This window comes from Saccharophagus sp. K07, assembly GCF_014336955.1.
GTDB lineage: Bacteria > Pseudomonadota > Gammaproteobacteria > Pseudomonadales > Cellvibrionaceae > UBA5868.
The window spans coordinates 201,886-220,657 of sequence record NZ_QRAI01000001.1; the positions used below are offsets into that span (position 1 = coordinate 201,886).

General features: G+C 54.4%; 16 protein-coding genes. 8 read left to right on the plus strand and 8 right to left on the minus strand.

Going from position 1 to position 18,772, the window contains the following annotated elements; genetic code table 11:
• Positions 1–31: 31 nt before the first annotated feature.
• Positions 32–235 carry a hypothetical protein gene (locus DWB84_RS00895; RefSeq protein WP_187407882.1) on the plus strand — a complete coding sequence of 68 codons (204 nt, stop codon included), beginning with the start codon at positions 32–34 and terminating at the stop codon, positions 233–235.
• Between the two features lie 49 nt (positions 236–284).
• Here the strand turns inward: DWB84_RS00895 and dxs are convergent, their stop codons facing one another.
• The 7 genes from dxs to DWB84_RS00930 all read right to left on the minus strand — a co-directional run bounded on the left by dxs (position 285) and on the right by DWB84_RS00930 (position 9,084).
• Positions 285–2,198 (minus strand): 1-deoxy-D-xylulose-5-phosphate synthase, encoded by a 1,914-nt coding sequence (gene dxs / locus DWB84_RS00900; RefSeq protein WP_187407883.1) that lies wholly within the window; start codon positions 2,196–2,198, stop codon positions 285–287.
• A 121-nt stretch (positions 2,199–2,319) separates the two neighbouring features.
• Positions 2,320–3,135 carry a symmetrical bis(5'-nucleosyl)-tetraphosphatase gene (locus DWB84_RS00905; protein ID WP_187407884.1) on the minus strand — a complete coding sequence of 272 codons (816 nt, stop codon included), beginning with the start codon at positions 3,133–3,135 and terminating at the stop codon, positions 2,320–2,322.
• A 5-nt stretch (positions 3,136–3,140) separates the two neighbouring features.
• Positions 3,141–3,515 carry a Co2+/Mg2+ efflux protein ApaG gene (apaG, locus tag DWB84_RS00910; RefSeq protein ID WP_187407885.1) on the minus strand — a complete coding sequence of 125 codons (375 nt, stop codon included), beginning with the start codon at positions 3,513–3,515 and terminating at the stop codon, positions 3,141–3,143.
• Positions 3,512–4,324 (minus strand): 16S rRNA (adenine(1518)-N(6)/adenine(1519)-N(6))-dimethyltransferase RsmA, encoded by an 813-nt coding sequence (gene rsmA / locus DWB84_RS00915; protein ID WP_187407886.1) that lies wholly within the window; start codon positions 4,322–4,324, stop codon positions 3,512–3,514. Before rsmA ends, apaG begins: the two co-directional genes overlap by 4 nt.
• A 13-nt stretch (positions 4,325–4,337) precedes the next feature.
• Positions 4,338–5,336 carry a 4-hydroxythreonine-4-phosphate dehydrogenase PdxA gene (pdxA, locus tag DWB84_RS00920; RefSeq protein WP_187407887.1) on the minus strand — a complete coding sequence of 333 codons (999 nt, stop codon included), beginning with the start codon at positions 5,334–5,336 and terminating at the stop codon, positions 4,338–4,340.
• A complete protein-coding gene (locus DWB84_RS00925; RefSeq protein WP_187407888.1) occupies positions 5,333–6,625 on the minus strand; it encodes a peptidylprolyl isomerase in 1,293 nt (430 codons plus the stop codon). The genes pdxA and DWB84_RS00925 overlap by 4 nt, the downstream gene beginning before the upstream one ends.
• A 26-nt stretch (positions 6,626–6,651) precedes the next feature.
• A complete protein-coding gene (locus DWB84_RS00930; RefSeq protein WP_187407889.1) occupies positions 6,652–9,084 on the minus strand; it encodes an LPS-assembly protein LptD in 2,433 nt (810 codons plus the stop codon).
• A gap of 160 nt (positions 9,085–9,244) precedes the next feature.
• Between DWB84_RS00930 and DWB84_RS00935 the strand changes: the two genes are divergently transcribed.
• From DWB84_RS00935 to DWB84_RS00965, 7 genes are all read left to right on the plus strand, one after another.
• Positions 9,245–10,333, plus strand: a complete 1,089-nt coding sequence (locus DWB84_RS00935; protein WP_187407890.1) for an aminoglycoside phosphotransferase family protein — start codon at positions 9,245–9,247, stop codon at positions 10,331–10,333.
• Positions 10,330–10,992 (plus strand): N-acetylmuramate alpha-1-phosphate uridylyltransferase MurU, encoded by a 663-nt coding sequence (murU, locus tag DWB84_RS00940; protein ID WP_187407891.1) that lies wholly within the window; start codon positions 10,330–10,332, stop codon positions 10,990–10,992. Before DWB84_RS00935 ends, murU begins: the two co-directional genes overlap by 4 nt.
• Positions 10,993–11,228: 236 nt before the next feature.
• Positions 11,229–12,203, plus strand: a complete 975-nt coding sequence (locus tag DWB84_RS00945) for a hypothetical protein (RefSeq protein WP_187407892.1) — start codon at positions 11,229–11,231, stop codon at positions 12,201–12,203.
• A gap of 196 nt (positions 12,204–12,399) precedes the next feature.
• Positions 12,400–13,092: an ABC transporter ATP-binding protein gene (locus tag DWB84_RS00950; RefSeq protein WP_187407893.1), complete on the plus strand. Its 693-nt coding sequence runs from the start codon at positions 12,400–12,402 to the stop codon at positions 13,090–13,092.
• Entirely contained in the window at positions 13,089–14,330 is a 1,242-nt protein-coding gene (locus DWB84_RS00955; protein WP_187407894.1) for an ABC transporter permease, read from the plus strand. Before DWB84_RS00950 ends, DWB84_RS00955 begins: the two co-directional genes overlap by 4 nt.
• A 2-nt stretch (positions 14,331–14,332) precedes the next feature.
• Positions 14,333–15,592, plus strand: a complete 1,260-nt coding sequence (locus DWB84_RS00960; protein WP_370589639.1) for an ABC transporter permease — start codon at positions 14,333–14,335, stop codon at positions 15,590–15,592.
• A gap of 35 nt (positions 15,593–15,627) precedes the next feature.
• The gene (locus tag DWB84_RS00965) at positions 15,628–16,701 is read left to right on the plus strand and encodes an efflux RND transporter periplasmic adaptor subunit (protein WP_187407895.1); all 1,074 of its coding nucleotides are present in this window, start codon (positions 15,628–15,630) and stop codon (positions 16,699–16,701) included.
• Between the two features lie 5 nt (positions 16,702–16,706).
• On the opposite strand, the gene rep is transcribed toward DWB84_RS00965, so the two are convergent.
• Entirely contained in the window at positions 16,707–18,725 is a 2,019-nt protein-coding gene (rep, locus tag DWB84_RS00970; protein ID WP_187407896.1) for a DNA helicase Rep, read from the minus strand.
• Positions 18,726–18,772 lie beyond the last annotated feature (47 nt).

Consider the following 18,772-nt stretch of genomic DNA (forward strand, 5'->3'; position numbering starts at 1 on the left):
AACCTAAAGCCCCTATTGCTGGAGATGCGCTATGAAACCACGCCAATCGCAAACGCAGGCAGTGCCGGAGGTATCGGAATCCTCCCATGACGTTCAGCCAGAGGATTTTCATTGCGAGCGTGATCTCGTATTGACGCGCCGCGACGCCGCGGCAGGGGGACCGGCAGATGCCTCGGTCACTGGCGAGGAAGACCCGGGAGCAGGGCTTGAATTTCTGGTGAGAAAAGAACATTGAGGTCGGGCGGTTTTCCTTCACCGCCCCCAGTTATTTGCAGATTAGAGTGTTAGAGGTTGACTGCACCCACTCGCAGAATGGTTGGTTGTGGCAGTTTCGCCAGGCGCGCGGCTATGGCTTGCTCGATTCCGTTTCGATCCAGGCCAACTTCCCGCAGCTGCTGTGAGCGGCTGGCGTGTTCAATAAATTTGTCCGGGATACCCAATATCAAAATCGGTTTGACGGTCGCCTGGGCAGCCAGGAATTCCGCCACCGCTGCGCCAGCGCCACCGGCGATAGACCCCTCTTCGACAGTCACAATCATGTCGTGCTGACTGGCAGCCTGCAGGATCAATTGCGTATCCAAGGGTTTGATCCAGCGCATGTCGTAGACGCTGTAACCGTATTTTTCCGCCACCGCCTGAACTTCTGGCAGAAGTACACCAAAGTTCAACAGGGCTACGCGTTTGCCGCGCAGGATTTGGCGTCCTTGGCCGATGGGGAAGCGTTGCCATTCGGCGATTATGGGGACCCCCGTGCCGGTACCGCGGGGGTAGCGGACTGCCGCGGGGCCTTCGTAGTGGTAGGCGGTGCTGAGTAATTGATGACACTCGTTTTCGTCGCTGGGCGCCGCCAGGATCATATTGGGGATGCAGCGCAGGAAGCTGATATCAAAGCAACCGGAGTGGGTCGGACCGTCTTCGCCTACCAGGCCTGCCCGGTCGATAGCGAAGGTCACGTCCAGATTCTGCAGGGCGACGTCGTGAACCAGTTGGTCATAGGCGCGTTGCAGGAAGGTGGAGTAGATGGCCACCACCGGCTTTAAGCCTTCACAGGCGAATCCCGCAGCGAGCGTTACCGCGTGTTGCTCGGCAATGGCGACGTCATAGAAGCGATCGCAGAACTGGCGGCTGAATTCCACCATGCCGGAACCTTCGCACATGGCGGGGGTGATACCGATCAGTTTGGAGTCGCGGTTGGCGATATAGCACAGCCAGTTGCCGAATACATCCTGGTAACGAATCTTGTTGGCGCTGACGGAGGCGCGTTTTTTCGGCTCGATTTTGTTGAGCGCGTGATAACCCACAGGATCGCGCTCTGCCGGGATAAATCCTTTGCCTTTTTGCGTAATTACATGCAGCAGCTTGGCGCCGGGCACATTGCTGAGGTTGCGCAGGTCGTGCGTCAGACGCGGCAGATCGTGGCCATCGATGGGGCCGACGTAGTAGAAGCCGAGTTCTTCAAACAAGGTGCTCGGTGATACCAGGCCTTTCATGTGCTCTTCCGCCTTGCGCGCCAGCTCGCGGGCTTGCGGCAGACTTTCGAGAACCTTTTTGCCACTCTCACGCAGGCTTGTATAAAACTTGCTCGCCCAGATGCGGGAGAAATAGGTGGCCAAACCGCCGACATTGGGGGAGATCGACATGTTGTTGTCGTTGAGCACAACCAGCAGATCCGCTTTGGTGTGGGCGGCGTGGTTGATGGCTTCAAACGCCATTCCAGCGGTCATGGCACCGTCGCCAATAATGGCAACTGTCTTGCGATGGGCGTCCAGATCGCGGTTGGCGAGCGCCATGCCTAAAGCAGCGCTGATCGACGTGCTCGAATGGCCGACACCAAAGGTGTCATATGGGCTTTCGCTGCGTTTGGGGAAGCCGGAGAGGCCGTCAGCCTGGCGAATGGTCGCCATCTGCTCGCGCCGGCCGGTGAGAATTTTATGAGGGTAGGTTTGATGGCCGACATCCCACACCAGGCGGTCTTCGGGCGTATTCAAGACGTAGTGCAGAGCTATGGTCAGCTCCACCACGCCGAGTCCGGCGCCAAAGTGACCGCCGGTCTGACCCACGGTGTACAACAGAAACTGGCGCAACTCAGCTGCCAGCTGGGGCAGCTGTTTCTCACTCAATGCGCGCAGGTCCGCACTGCTGTTAATGGTGTCTAGCAGTGGCGTCTGGGGCCGTTGTAGTGGGATCTCATCAAACATGAATGCTCGAAACTCAGTGCCCGGTGGCGGTAACCGGGCATTCTATTGTTTAGAAAGGTGCATTAAAAGCGCGACAAGTAGGATTGTGAGCCAGTCGTTCTGCGCAGTCGCTCCGCTGGGGCTAGTTTTTCCCCTTGGCTGGGACCTGAAATTTCTGTCCGTCGTCCAGGCGCAGCGCGGTCAATTCGCCGCCCCAAACGCAACCGGTGTCCAGGGCGATAAATTTCGGCTTGCCGGTTTTGCCTTCTAGCGCAGCCCAGTGGCCAAACAGAAAAACACTGTAACGATCCGCATCATGACGCGGGTAATCGAACCAGGGCTTCATCCCTTCGGGCGCTTCATTGCTGCCCTTTTTTTCGTCGAAATTGAGGGTGCCGTCCGGGGCGATAAAGCGCATACGGGTGAAGTAATTGACTATGACACGCAACCTTTCGTTGCCGCTCAGGTCGCCGCTCCAACGCGCCGGCTCGTTGCCGTACATCTCGCGCAAAAACAGCCGATAGTCCGGCTCCTGCAAACGTTGGGACACTTCGCTGGCGTAGTTAGCGGCTTCCTCCGAGCTCCAGATATGCGGAATGCCCGCATGGCTGAGCACATAGGGGCCCTCCCGGTGGATCAAAGGTTGGTGCCGCAGCCACTCCAAAAGTTCGTCCCGGTCAGGAGCTGCGAAGATATCGTCGAGCGTGTCTTTTTTATTGGGTTTGCGCGCGCCGGCTTCGACGCCCAATAGATGCAGGTCGTGGTTGCCGAGCACGGTCAGAGCGCGATCGCCGAGGTTTTTGATAAAGCGCAGGGTGCTGAGGTTATCCGGACCCCGGTTGACCAAGTCACCAGCCAACCACAAACGGTCCTGCTCCGGAGCAAACGAGATTTTGTCCAGCAGTCTGCGAAAAGCATCGAAGCAGCCCTGGATATCGCCTATGACGTAGGTGGCCATACAGTTCAGTGCAAAAGATAAGGCGGGATAAGAGCAAACGCCGGTATGGGAGCCTCGAAGTCCGAGCCCGATTCCGTGCGCATCTGATAAGTACCGGTCATAGTGCCGGTTTCCGTGGAGAGAACCACTCCACTGGTATAGGTATAACTGGCGCCCGGCTCTAATACCGGCTGCTGGCCTATAACGCCCATGCCTTTCACCTCCTGCACCGAGTTGTTGCCGTCAGTGATGATCCAGTGGCGACTGATCAGTTGGGCCGTCTCCTCGCCGCGATTGGTCAGGGTGATGGTGTAGCTGAAGACAAAACGCTCCTCTTCCGGCACGGATTGATCGGCCAGATATTGGGTTTTTACCTGTACGTGGATGTCAGGAGTCGTCATATTTCGGTTCCGCTGGAGCGGAGGGATTGTAAATGGTTTGCCAGAGCCACGTAATCCTGCACCCGGAGTTCCTCCGGCCGGCACTGAGGATCTATGCCGAGCGTCGCCAATGACGCCTCCGCTGGCAACCACTGTTTGAGCGCATTGCGCAAAGTTTTGCGGCGCTGTTGGAAAGCAGTTTTGACCAGCGTATCGAGTAGCTTGGTGTCCTCAGCTTCGTAAGGCAGGGTGGCGTGCGGGGTCAACCGGACTATGGCGGAGTCGACCTTGGGCGCGGGGCGGAAACAGTGCGGGCCGACTTCAAACAAAAATTCCACCTGGCAGAAGTACTGACACATGATGCTGAGGCGTCCGTAGTCCTTGCTGCCGGGCTCTGCCGCCAAACGCTCCACCACCTCCTTTTGCAACATGAAGTGCATATCGGCAATCAAGCCGCGATAGCCGAGCAGGTGGAACAGCAGAGGTGTGGAAATGTTGTACGGCAGGTTGCCTACCACGCGCAGACGCTGACCTTCCGGCGGCAGTTTGGAGAAATCGAACTTGAGGGCGTCGGCGGCGTGAATGGTCAGGCCCGGGTAGCCAGAAAATTTTTGCTGCAGGATCGGAATCAGATCGCGGTCGAGTTCCACCACCTGCAGGTTGGGGCAGGCGTCGAGCAGAAGGGCGGTAATCGCGCCCTGGCCGGGGCCGATTTCCACCAAATGATCGTTCGCCCGCGGCGCTATGGCGCGCACTATGCGTTGGATGATGTTTTGATCGACCAGAAAATTCTGGCCAAAGCGTTTGCGGGCCTGATGTTCGAAAGCCATTGAGAGTGATTTCCTAGCGACGGTTGCGCGCCATCGCCAAAGCGGTGGAGAGAGCGGTTTCTAAACTGCCGAGATCGGCGCGGCCAGTGCCGGCCAGATCCAGGGCGGTGCCGTGGTCGACGGAAGTACGAATAAAGGGCAGTCCCAGAGTGATATTCACGGCCGCGCCGAAGCCTTTGTACTTCAACACCGGCAGACCCTGATCGTGATACATGGCGAGCACAGCGTCTGTGTGCTCGAGATGCCGCGGAGTAAACAGAGTGTCTGCTGGCAGGGCGTCGCTCAGGCGCCAGCCGTGTTGCTTGCGCAAGCGGGCGATCACCGGGTTGATCACTTCCAACTCTTCCCGCCCCAAATGGCCGCCTTCGCCGGCGTGGGGGTTGAGTCCGCAAATCAGAATATGCGGCTCGGCTATGCCGAATTGGGTCACCAGATCGTGATGCAGGATTTCAATGGTGCGGGTCAGCCCAGCCTCGGTGATGGCGTCGGCCACTTCGCGCAGGGGAAGATGCGTTGTCGCCAGCGCCACGCGCAGACCTTCGCAGGCGAGCATCATCACTACCTGGTCGACGCCGCTGCGTTCAGCGAGAAATTCGGTGTGACCGGAAAACGGGATGCCTGCGTCGTTGATAATGCCTTTGTGTACCGGGCCGGTGACCAAGGCTTTTAACGTGTGATCAAGGCAAAGGTCTGTGGCGCAACGCAGGGTATCCAGTACATAAGCCGCGTTTTCCACTTCCAGGCGACCCGTTGTGGTTGGCCGGCGCAGAGCGACCGGCACAATGCTCAACCGGCCACTGCCGGATGGCGCTGGCTTGGCCGGGTCGAACTCATTCAGTTGCAGGGATAAACCCAAGCGCTGGGCGCTCTGTTGCAATAGGTCCGGATCGGCCACGGCGACCAGTTCCGCTGGCGGCAGTTCCCTCTGCGCCAGACGTACCACCAGTTCAGGGCCGATCCCGGCGGGTTCTCCGGGAGTGACGGCAAGGCGGGGTATGGACGCGTCTGTCATAGAGTCAGAGTTTTGATTTGCACAAAGGCTTCGTCACGCATTTCGCGCAACCAGATTTGCAGTTCATCCTCGAAACGCCGTGAGGTCAGAATCCGCGCGGCTTTTTCACGCAACACCTCCTCCGTAATGTTTTCTTGGCGCCGCTCCTGCACTTGCAGAATGTGCCAGCCAAACTGGGTGCGGAAGGGCTGGCTGACTTCGCCAACTTCCATTTGCGCCATGGTGCGCTCGAATTCCGGCACGAACATGCCCGGTTTGCTCCAGCCCAGATCGCCGCCTGCCAGCATTGAGCCAATATCCTCGGAATGTTCTTTTGCCAGGGCGCCAAAGTCTTCACCGTCCAGCACTCGCTGCCGCAATTTCTCCAACTTGGCTTTGGCTTCTTCGTCGCTGAGGATGGCGGTGGTTTTGATCAAAATATGGCGGCTTTTGGTTTGCGTTTCCGTCTGCTGCTCGTCACCGCGTTTGTCGTACACCATCAAAATATGGAAGCCGGCTGGGCTGCGCGCCGGCTCAGATACCTGTCCAGGTTCCAGTGCGGGCAGAAGATCTGCAAACAAACTGGGCAAGTCGCTGGTTTTGCGCCAGCCCAGATCACCGCCGTTCAAGGCTGTAGGACCATCGGATTCAGCAATGGCAATTTCGGCAAAATTGGCGCCAGCGCGAATGCGTTTCACCATGTCTTCTGCGCGCCTGCGCGCCGCATCGACTTCTTCAGTGCTGGCAGATTGCGGCAGGCTGATCAGGATATGGCCGAGGTGATATTCGGGCGAAATCCAGAATTGGGCATCGGCGGATTTTAAGAAGTTGTCGATCTCCAACTGGGAAATCTGGATGCGCTGATTTACGACAATCTGCTGGATTTGCTGGAGTGTTATATCCCGGCGCAGTTTGTTGCGCAGATCGTCCAAGGTCATGCCATCCATGCGCAATTGAGCGACAAGCTGCTCTTGGGTCAATTTGTTGTTGCGTCGAATCTGATCGACCGCAAGATTCACTTGGTCATCGGTAATTTGCAGGCCTACACGGCGCGCCATCTGCAACTGGAGATGCTCGCTGATCAAATGATCGATGACTTGTTTGCGCAGAACTTCTTCGCTGGGAAGTGCGAGTTTATTGCCGCGGGCATTCTGGATAACGCCGAACATGCGCTCCTCCAGCTCGGAAAGCATGATGACGTCTTTGTCGACGATCGCCACCACCTTATCCAGGGGACGGGGTTCCGCAAACGCCGGACCGGTGAGGGCAATGCAGACTGCAAAAAACAATTGATGGAGCGATTTCTTCATAGGATCAGAATTCTGCTGGATGGGCGTTAATCACGGGATTGACGAAAGCCAGGTATGGTTTCGGCCAATAGTTTTTGTACTCGGTTGCCGGAACTGGCGAGGCCCTTGAGGTCGATCTCAAGAAAAATACCGTCGTCGTAGTAGCGTTTTTCGTCATTGACCAGAGAGGCGAGTTTACTGTCGAGCCAGCGGCGCGCCAACACGCGCAGGCGGTAACAACAATCGTCGTATTCGAAACCGATGAAAGCATCGAGTTCCCGCGACTCGTCGAGGTCGTAAAACAGTCTGCCGACAATTTGCCATTGTTCGCCAAAGGGCAGAGCAAAGGCGGTATCGATCTGGTCGACCGGCAAGGTCGCCAGTTCCACGCGATCTTCGCGCACATAGCGATAATCGATGCGCAACCGCCGTCTGGCGTCGTCGCTGTATTCGAGACCGGTGGTGGCGCGCATCAGCCGATTGCTTTCCGGGTTGTAGAGAAAGTCGCTGCGCAGGCGAATGCGGTCGGACACGCGCGCGGAGATTTTGGTCGCCAGATCTGACTCTTCGATGGTTTGCGCGCGGTCGTTATGGGTCAGAGAGACTTCGCGGTCGCGGAAATAAATGACTTGTCCGAGGCTGATGGACGCCAGCGTCGTGGTGAGATCGCTGCTCAGCCAACGGGAGGTAATGCCGATCGCCAAGTGGTCGGCATCACCGATACGGTCGCCGCCGGCAAAGCGGCGGTCGCGAAACAGCTGGTCGTAACTGAATGTCAGCAAGGTGGTGTCGAAGTTGACGTCCTGGGAGGTCAAGGCATCGCCCGGCGTGACAGAGTACAAATCGCTGTGATCAGCCTGATCGCGATAGAGGTAAAAGAGCCGCGGTTCAAGGGTTTGGCGACCGCCGTCCCGCTCAAAGAACAGGCCAGTGTCCAGGCTGAAATAGGGGGCGCTGAGCGAGGGGTTGGCGTTGGCGCTGGGCAGCAGCTTGTCTTCATCCAGCTGATAGTAGATGGCCTGGACGCCGACGCTCGGTCGCGCGAATCCCCACTGCCATTGCTGGTTCCATTCCAGGTCATAGTCCATGGAAGCGCGCTGGCCCGTGACGTAGCTGGAGTCTTCGTGGGTGAACTTTACCCATTCATTACGCAGGGAAAGCCCGACCGGTCCCCAGTGATAGCGACCATTGGCTTGGATGCGCGGCAGCTGGCGATAGCTGGGCGGGACATCGACCAACAGGTTTTGGAACGATTGCAGTCGGGCGCTGACATTCCAGTTGTCCAGGTGGTAGCCGATGATGGCACCTTGGTTAAGGAAGGTACTGTTGGCCGTGGTAAAGCTTTCGGGTTGCAGATCGCGGAAATAATCCACGTCGCTGACCTTGGCGTAGTCAATTTCGGTGTACCACCGCGTATTGCGGCCACCTTGATGGAACAGGCTGGCGAGCCAGCGATTTTCCCCCTTGTAGGGGCGCAGGGTGCGCTCGTCGGCACCTTCGGCGATTAAGCGATCTACATCCGGGTCGCCGCCGCCTTTATCGTTGTACAAACCCGCCAAATTAAGCGTGTTCATGGTATGGCGGCTGAGATAGCGCCACTCGGTTTCCAACATGGCGCCATGACCTTCCGCAAAACGCGGGGCGATAGTCGCGTCATAGTTGGGGGCGATGTTCCAGTACCAGGGCACGGTGATGTCTATGCCGCCTTCACTGGTGCTGATCGAGGGCACCAAAAGTCCCGACTGGCGCTGATCGCCCACTGGGAAAGTGATATAGGGGGTATAGAGAACCGGGAATCCTGCGAGTTCTACAGTCACGCCATGGCCGCTGCCCTGTTGTTTGACCGGGTCGACGCTCAAGCGCCGGCCTTTGATCAACCAGGATTCCCGTCCAGGTTCGCAACTGGTGATCCGGCCGTCATTCAACACCACAACGCCGTCGGAGAGGTGCTCGATGCTGCCAGCACTGCCGCGCATATGTTGCTCGTGCATCACAAACTCGCCGCCGACAAAACTCGCATCCCGACCGCCGAAATTGACTTCGGCTTTCTGGCCGCGCACCAGCATTCCCGGCTGGCGGATTTCCACTCCGCCGTCGAGCGCTGCTCGTTCGGTGATCTTGTCGTACACCATGCTGCCAGCCTGAATTTGCCGGCTGCCTTGGCTGATGGCGACATTGCCGTCCAGCGAAATCAGGTTTGCCCCCATTTCCGTGCGATCGGCTTCTATGTCGATGTCAGCATTGAGAGGATCAACAACTTCGCTGGCGGAGAGTGGATCGAGATAGACACCGCGACAGGCGTACGAACGGCGGGCTTGCTGTTCGTCCGTCAGGTCTTCCACGGGTACCCAGTCGTAGCGGCGCTGTTCTTCTGTTGCCTCTGCCCAGCCGCTGTGGCTGACAAACAGGCTGAGCGCGCCTATGGCAGCTGCCAGGCTCTTGGCTCTGAAGAACTTGTTGCGCAGCAGTGGACTAAGCAAGGCGGGACCCGAATCGCGGTTTTTAAGGAGGAGGCGATTGTAATGGCGACGCCGCGGGATTACTACCGGCGCGGGCATAAGCGGCGGTCGTTCTTGTGATCGCTTCCGCCCTGTATCATCCTAGGCGCCTTTAACCTCCAAACGACTTCCAAGGAGTTTCATGCAAACTGTCAGCGACGAATTGCGTCAGTGGGTAGACGCTCAATGGCCGCATCTTCAACTTAATGATTTTACGGTCCGTCCGGGACTTCGAGGTGTTGGCCACCAGGCACCTGAATGGCAGCCCCTGCCCGGGGATGCGGGCTTCCGCCGCTATTTTCGCCTAGCGAGCGAACCTCCTCTGCTCGCGGTCTTTTCGCCCCCGCAGACAGAACCCAACGAAGTTTTCCTCAAACTCAGCCGTCATTTGCGCCACCACGGGGTGTTGACTCCGGCAGTTGCCGCCGTGGATCTGGAGCGCGGCTTCTTTTTGCTGGAGGATTTAGGTCACACACTGCTGTTACAGGAGCTTAGAGCCGAAGGTGCTGATGGTATTGCGGGCATTGCCATCGCAGAAGGTTTGTACGCCGAAGTGCTGCATTGTTTATTGCGCCTGCAGCAGTGCCCGGTCGAGGGACTTGATTTGCCGCCCTATAACCGCGATCGGCTGCGCGTGGAAATGAATCTGTTCTGTGAGTGGTTCGTACCGCGCCTGCTCGGTTACCAGCCCAATGCAGGCGAACTGCGCATGCTGGACCGCTGGTTCAGCCAGTTGGAGGACTCCGCCCTGGAGCAGCCGCAGGTGCTGGTGCATCGCGATTTCCACTCGCGCAATTTGATCTACCGCGCCGATGGTCCTCCGGGGGTTATAGATTTTCAGGATGCGGTAGTCGGCCCGGTGACTTACGACTTGGTGTCGCTGCTGCGCGATTGTTATATCCGCTGGCCGCAGGAGCAGGTCAAACGCTGGGCGCTGAGCTATGCCGAAGTTGCGCAGCAGGCGGGGGTACTGCCGCAAGTGGAGGAAAGCCAATTCCTGCGCTGGTTTGACTGGATGGGACTGCAGCGCCATATCAAAGTACTCGGCATCTTTGCGCGTTTGTCGCTGCGCGATCAAAAGCATGGCTATCTCAACGATCTTCCTTTGGTGATCGATTACACCCTGGAAGTGGCGCGGCGTTATGAAGAGGGTGAGGAGTTTGTCGCCTGGTTCGAGGAAAAATTGCTGCCACTGGTGCGGGAACAGCCTTGGTGGAATGCGCGTAAATGAAAGCGATGATCCTGGCGGCGGGCGAGGGCCGTCGCATGCGGCCTTTGACCTTGGCGACGCCCAAACCTTTATTGCAGGTCAAAGGCATCAGTTTGATCGAGCACCATATCCGCCGCTTGAAAGCCGCAGGTATTAGCGAGTTCGTCATCAATATCGCCTATCTCGGCGAACAAATTCGCACAGCTCTGGGCGATGGTTCGCAATGGAATGTGCGCATCGACTACTCCGCCGAGCCCGAACCTCTGGAAACTGCGGGTGCCATATTGCATGCGTTGCCTCTGCTTGGCGACCAACCCTTTTTATTGGTCAATGGCGATGTCTGGACCGATTATCCCTTCGCGCGCTTGATACAGGCGCCAATCCGCAAAAGGGGCCATTTGGTTCTGGTGGAAAATCCAGCGCATAAATTGACGGGCGATTTTTCTCTGGATGCTAATAACGCCATTCAAGAACTCGACGGCGAAACCAGTTTTACCTTTAGCGGCATCAGCGTTTTAACGCCGAGTTTAATCGCTGAATATCCGCAAAAACGCGCGCAATTTCCGCTGCGTGAAATCTTCAGCTGGGCGATCCAAAATCGCCAATTGACGGGTGAATTTTATGAAGGCGTCTGGTGTGATGTCGGCACCCCGGAACGTCTGCAGGAACTGAATCGCTAGTTCAACAGAATAAGAGAAACACAAAATCCGACTTTTTTACTCACGCCAGCTTAAGCGGTGGAAAACGCTCTTTCCACCGCTGATGCCTCTCCCTCGTTTCCTTCCGGGTTCGTCTATATTTACAACAGCGCCTATGACGGCGCATTGCCTTATAACTTTTTGTCAGTTGGCTGAGCATTATGTTGGGAAATTGGCTATTGAAAGCGTGTTGCGCGGGATTGGTTATTATCGCGGGAATGAGTGCTACTTTTGCGCAAGCTGTAACGGTAAAGTCCATTAGTGTAGATGCACGGGTGATGAAATTTCCGCGCATTTCCCTCGATGGTATTGCCTATGATGCCCTCGCTTTTGAATACGCCACCCAAGGTAAAACAGAAATAATCGCCGTCAATGCAGCTATGGAAACGCTGCAATGCAATGGCAAGGCGAAGCAAAATCACTATTTCGCGGTAGATTACCGCGGCCCCGAAATCATTTTTCGTATTACCGATCAACGCAAAAATCGTGTGCTGCATTTGGAACAGTTGGCGACCGATGGAACGTCGTTTTACGGGCAGGGCGCTTGCGAGGGCAATGCGGAATTAAAAACGCGATTTGAGCGGGAAAAATCCGCTTGGTTGGCCAATCTGGAAAAGCAGTTGCTTGCGAAGGCGCGCAAGCAGATGGAAGAATTTATCCAAAACAACAGTGCGTTGGATTATCAGGATTTACAATTTCCCCTGTTTTATTTTGCTGCGGAAAACTCCCGTTTCGATAATGCCAATCGCGCCTTTGATCGCGCGCGTGAAGCTTTTGGTTTGTCCATGCAATTTGGCATCACCAAAGAAGCAGAAGATACACTCAAGTCGGTGACAGCCACCTGGGAGCAGGAATTAACCCATTTGCTCACCAGTAAAAAGACATCGGCCGATATGGAGCAAGTGCGTATGGCATTGCACCGCAATTTATCCAATGCCTATTTTTTTATCCGCAAATATGATTTGGCCCGCCGCCACGATGCCATGGCTATCTCCAAAGGCATGAAACAGGAAGAATCAATACAGGGCCTTATTCTTGAGCATGAGCAACGCACCATTCTCAGTCCACAAGTCGCCGCCAACGTAGTGCTCACTGCGAATCTCTACCGCTTCGGACGAAATGCCATTCGCTCGGCACAATTGGAGGAGATCAACAATTTTGCCGAATTGAAGCGAGCGCTTAGTCAGCTCTGAGATAAGCGCCCTCGAATAAACGCTAGGAGAAAATCACATTTCTCTGAGCGTCTGCCCGCCGCCGGATTTTTCTTTCCTTGCCTGCTTTAGGATGGTGCAACTAAACTTAGTCCTTTCGTAACGGACCAGCGCCTGAGCGTAGAACGGATGCCTGCTACCGTTGTCCGACTAAATCCGACGTGCCGATGGCGATTCCATGATTGAGCTTGACGATATTCATAAATACTACGGTCAGGGCGACCGGCGCTTGCATGTGCTGAAGGGCATTTTCCTGAAGATCCATGAAGGTGAAATGGTTTCCATCATGGGGTCGTCGGGGTCGGGCAAGTCCACTCTGCTCAATATCCTCGGTTTGCTCGACAGCCATGATAGTGGCCGTTATAAGCTCGCCGGTATTCCCATCAGCAACCTCAAAGAAAGCCAGGCGGCTGCGTTGCGCAATCGCCATATCGGATTTGTTTTCCAATCGTTTAATTTATTGCCCTTCAAAAACGCTACAGAAAATGTGGCACTGCCTTTGTACTATCAAAATGTCAGCCGGCGTGAGCGCAACAAAAAAGCGCGTGAATTATTGGAAATGGTCGGTTTGGGTGACCGTGCCGAACATATGCCGAATCAAATGTCCGGTGGGCAGAAGCAACGTGTTGCCATTGCGCGCGCATTAGTGACCAATCCTAAAGTGATTCTCGCGGATGAGCCTACCGGCGCACTCGACAGCGCAACTACGCAGGAAGTCATGGCGTTGTTTAAACAAGTCCATAGCCTTGGCAAAACCTTGGTGATCGTCACCCACGAGCAGGATATCGCCGAGCAAACCCAGCGCATCATCACCATTAAAGATGGACTGATTACGCGCGATCGTTATGTCAACGCGGAGCCGACAACTTGATTCCGGATGGTTTGCAGGAAATTCTCTATTCGCTTCAGCGCAATAAACTCCGCACGACCTTGACTGCGTTCGGTGTTTTTTGGGGGATTTTTATGCTGGTGCTTTTGCTGGGTTCCGGCAAAGGCTTGCAGCGCGGACTGGAAAAAGGTTTTAGCAGTGATGTGCGCGACAGTCTATGGATTCGCACCACCAAAACATCGGTGCCTTATAAGGGACTCGCGCTCGGCCGCAAGGTTCAGCTTACAGAATCCGATATTACCGCCATTCGCCAGATGGTGCCGTCCGTTGGTTTAATTTCCGCAGAAAATTCATCGGGTTCAACCCGGCTAGTGACCTACGAGCAAAATTCCGGGACTTTCACCCTGCTGGGCGCAGGCAAGAATTATTTTGAGATCAAACGCTACCAGGAATATCGTATGGGGCGGAAGCTCAACAATCTCGATGACGATGAGCAGCGCAAAGTCGCGGTTATTGGAACCGTGGTAAAAGACCGATTATTTGGCGATAAAAATCCGCTGGGTGAGCAAATTGTTGTCAATGGTGTGAACTTTAAAGTGGTCGGTGTGTTTTACGACAGCGGTTGGGAAGGGCGCATGTCGGAACGCTTGTATATACCGCTCAGCACTTTCCAGAAAACCTTTGGCGTCGGCGAAAATATTAGCGTGATTACAGTCACTCCCGCGCCGGGTTATACGGGTGATGATGTTGCGAAAGATATAGAGGCTGTGCTCAAGCAGCGGCATAACATAGCGCCGGAAGACCGCAAAGCCATTTTTGTGTTTGACCTTGCCAAACAGTCTGCGCAGATCAGTGGGACCTTAAATGCAATCACTTGGTTTATCTGGTTTGTTGGACTGGGTACTTTAACCGCGGGAATTGTTGGCATCAGCAATATCATGATCATCACCGTGCAGGAACGCACGGTGGAAATCGGCATTCGCAAAGCACTGGGTGCGCCTCCGTGGAATATTATTCGCACCATTCTGCTGGAAGCAGTGTTGGTGACTGCGGTTGCGGGTTATATGGGATTGGTGCTCGCGGTCGGATTATTGGAACTGGTGAATTACGCCATGACATCGATGAATATCGATTTGCGCTTTTTCTCCCGGCCGGAAGTGGATTTTTCTGTGGCTGTAGCCTCACTCATTATTCTTGTCGGTTGCGGCGTGTTGGCTGGGTTTTTCCCTGCTTGGCATGCAGCGCGTATTTCTCCCATTGAAGCCATGCGAGCGCAATAAACGTGTTTGATCTCGATAATTGGCAAGAAATATACGCAACCCTGAAAAAGCATAAATTGCGCTCGGGTCTAACCGCTTTTGGCGTGATTTGGGGCGTATTCATGCTGGTGGTATTGCTGGGGGCTGGCAATGGTTTGCGCAATGATGCACTGGGAAACTTCGGCGGCAATACCAATACCGTTTATGTGTGGAGTTCGTCGCGCACCCAATTGCCTTATCAAGGGTTTGATCGCAATCGCTGGATTCCTCTGCGACCAGCGGATGCGGAAGCAATTAAAGCGCGTATTCCGGAAGTGGACGTGGTTATCGGTATTAACGAAGTGGGCGGTTGGCAATCTCCGCAGTATGTGGTGCGCGGCGATAACAGCGGTTCATTTACCTCGCGTGGCGCGCATCCGGAAGTTTTGCGAATGCAGTCACTCAAGATTTTACAGGGGCGCTTTTTCAACGCTCTGGATAACGCCGAGTTGCGCAAAGTTGCCGTTATCGGCAGCAAAGTTTATGAAACCTTATTTGAGCCGGATGAAAATCCGATTGGTGAGAGCATCAGCATCGGTGGAGTGGATTTTCAGGTGGTGGGGGTTTTTCATCCCGGGGCTATTGGGGAACAAGCCATGCAGGATGCGGAATTGGTGATGATCCCCAATGAAACGCTGCGCCACACCTTTAATCAACTCTGGTATTACGGTCATATACGCCTGATTCCCAAACTCGGATACTCTTCTGCTGTTGTGGAAGAAAAAGTGCTGAATTTATTGCGCGAACGCCACAAGGTTCACCCGCAGGATACCGGCGTTTTTGGCAGTTTTAATACAGAAAAGGTTTACCAGCAGGTACAAGGATTGTTTACGGGGATTGCCGCATTTAGTTGGTTTGTTGCCATGGGAACCATACTCGCGGGGGTGATTGGGGTCGGCAATATCATGCTGATTACGGTAAAAGAACGCACGCGTGAAATTGGCCTGCGCAAAGCGCTCGGAGCAACCGCAGGTTCGATCGTTGCAATGATTGTGCAGGAAGCGGTAATCATTACCGCGGTCGCTGGTTATATGGGGTTGGTGCTGGGGGTGCTGGTGCTGGAATTGGTTCGCTCCATCGCCCAGGATGCGCCGGGAGCGCGTTTTCTGGCATTGGTGGAAATCGATTTTAAAACCGCGATTACGGCCATTGTGGTGTTGGTTATTGCCGGCTTTTTTGCGTCATTGCTGCCCGCCAGCAAAGCAGCCAAAGTAAATCCCATCATTGCGCTGCAGGATGAATAAACACAAAAACAATTATTGCGATCCAAAGAGGACACATGAAAAAGTTTTTTCTGGCATTGGTAGGAATTCTGATTCTAGCAATGTTTGTCGGCACTACCGTATTTCTCTACCGTAAATCTCAGGAAGCGCCGGTGATTTACCAAACGGTAAAGCCTTTTCATACCGACATAGTGCGCAAAACCGTCGCCACGGGCAAAATCGTCCCGCGCAAGGAAATCGCCATAAAATCGCGCGTCCCTGGTGTTATTGCGGAGATCTACGTTGAAGCGGGTCAGCAAATCGAAAAAGGCGAGAAAATTGCCAGAATCGAATTGCTGCCAGATTTGCAATTTTTAAATAGCGCAGAATCCGACTTGGAAAAAGCCAAGATCAATCTGGAAAATGCCAAACGGGATTATGAACGGCAGAAAGCCCTGTTCCGCGATAAATTGATTTCCGAAACAGATTTTAACCGTTACGAAGTGCAATACCGTTTAGCCGAAGAAGCTGTGCGCGGCGCTGAGGATAATGTCGCACTGATTCGCGATGGCGCCACCAAAAAATCCGGCATGGTATCCAATATCGTTATGGCAACCGCATCTGGAATATTGCTCGATGTGCCAGTAAAAGAAGGTGGTTTTGTTATCCAGAGCAATACCTTCAACGAGGGAACCACCATCGCCACAGTCGCCAATATGGAAGATATGATTTTCGAAGGTCGGGTGGATGAATCCGAAGTCGGCAAATTAAAAGAGGGGATGCCGCTGGAATTGCGCGTCGGTGCCATCGGTGATCCACGTTTTTTTGCAAATCTGGAATACATCGCTCCCAAAGGGGTGGATGATCAAGGCACCATTAAATTCGAAATCCGCGCAGCTGTGGTGTTGGATAAAAATACCTTTCTGCGCGCCGGCTACAGTGCCAACGCCGATATAGTGCTGGAAAAGCGCGAAAACGTGTTGGCGATCAATGAAGGCAATTTGATTGTCGACGGCAATAAAACCTACGTGGAAATCGAAAAAGGCCCGCAACAGTTCGAACGCCGCGAAGTGGTTGTGGGGCTTTCTGATGGAATCAATATTGAGATTGTCAAAGGTCTGAGCGAAGGCGAGGCGATTAAAAAATTGTAAGGAGTTTAATCAAACATATTGAGAATATTGCTAATCGTCTCACGCCCTTTTTGCTCCACCTGTTCTTTGGTGGCTTTGCCGAAACCTTCCATAACCACGTCTTCAGCCGGAATTTCTTCCAAAAACCGGCTGGGCGTGGTTTCCATTTTTTCGCCGAACTGTTTGCGGCTTCCGGCCAATGTCAGAGTAAGCGTGCGTTGCGCGCGGGTGATGCCGACGTACATCAAACGCCGCTCTTCTTCGATATTGTCTTCTTCGATGCTGGTGCGGTGAGGCAATAAATCCTCTTCCATACCGACGATAAAAACGTGGGGAAATTCCAGACCTTTGGAGGCGTGCAGCGTCATCATCTGCACGCGGTCGCTCTCGTCTTCTTCCTGCTGGCGATCCAATAAATCCATCAGCATCATTTTGGCGATGGCGCTGGTGAGATTTTCTTCGTTGTCTTTGCTTTCGTCTTCGTTGCGCGCCAGGGTTTTGCCGATGGAGTCCACCAGATACCAAACATTTTCCATACGTCGCTCTGCCACTTTGGGCGAGCTGGCATTTTGGTGCAGCCAACCTTCGTAATCGATATCTTCGATCATCTCGCGTATGGCATCGACCGGATTATGGTTGTGACAGTTGTAGCGCACGCGCTCCAGCCAGGCACAAAATTCGCGCACGCGATCCAGGCCTTTTTCCGGCAAGACTGCTTGCAAACCCACTTCCTGACAGGCCGCCAGCAAACTGATTTCGCGCTCATTAGCGTAACGTCCCAGCGCTTCCAAAGTGCCAGTGCCTATGGCCCGACGCGGCGTATTGATAATGCGCAAGAATGCATTGTCGTCGTCCGGATTCACCAGCAGCCGCAAGTACGCCATTATGTCTTTGATTTCCGTGCGAGCAAAAAAGCTGGTGCCGCCGCTGATGTTGTAGGGAATTTGATATTGCTGCAATTTGACTTCCAGCAGGCGCGACTGGTGATTGCCGCGATACAAAATTGCAAAGTCGCGGAATTCACATTGTCTGCGCAAACGCTGATTCAGAATTTCCGTGGCGACTCTGTCCGCCTCGGCATCTTCGGTGGGGCAGCGAATAATGCGCAAAGGTTCGCCGACACCTAATTCACTCCACAGATTTTTGGTGAATTCGTGTGGGTTATTGGCAATCACCGTGTTGGCAACTTTCAAAATGCGCGCGGTGGAGCGGTAATTTTGTTCCAGTTTTACCACGTGCAGATTGGGAAAGTCCTGTTTGAGCAAACTGAGATTTTCCGGCCGCGCGCCACGCCACGCATAAATACTCTGGTCGTCATCGCCCACGACGGTCAGAGCGCCGCGATGGCCGATCAATTGTTTGACCAGTAAATATTGACTGGTATTGGTGTCCTGATATTCATCCACCAATAAATAACGAATACGATTTTGCCAGCGCTCCAGCACATCTGGATTTTGGCTGAATAATTCCGTGGGCAAACGGATCAAATCGTCAAAATCCACGGCGTTATAGGCGTGCAGTGCCTGATTGTAGCGCTCATATAACAAAGCCCATTTTTGTTCGCCGTCGCTACTGGCTTTGCTCAGCGCATGTTGCGGCGAAATTTGGGCGCTTTTCCAATTGGAAATTTGATGTTGCAGCTGATCCAATAAATCCGTGTTCACATCCTCGTCGCGCAGCATCAATTCTTTCAGCAGGGCGCGTGCGTCTTCGGAGTCGAAAATCGAAAATCCGGATTTCAGTCCAAGGGATTTATGTTCGCGGCGAATAATATTCAGGCCCAGGTTGTGAAAGGTGCTGACGGTGAGGCCGTGCGCCTCTTTGCCGCGCACCAGCTTGCCGACGCGCTCCTTCATTTCCCGCGCGGCCTTATTGGTAAAGGTTACCGCGGCTATATGGCGCGCCGGGTAGCCGCATTCCTGGATCAAATAGGCGATTTTGCGGGTGATAACGCTGGTTTTACCGCTGCCCGCACCGGCCAGTACCAGGCAGGGGCCATCGATATAACGGGCAGCTTCGGCTTGGCGGGAATTGAGTTTGGTCACGGGAACAACACAGTAGTGAACAACGGTGGATGCAAGGCCGGGGATTG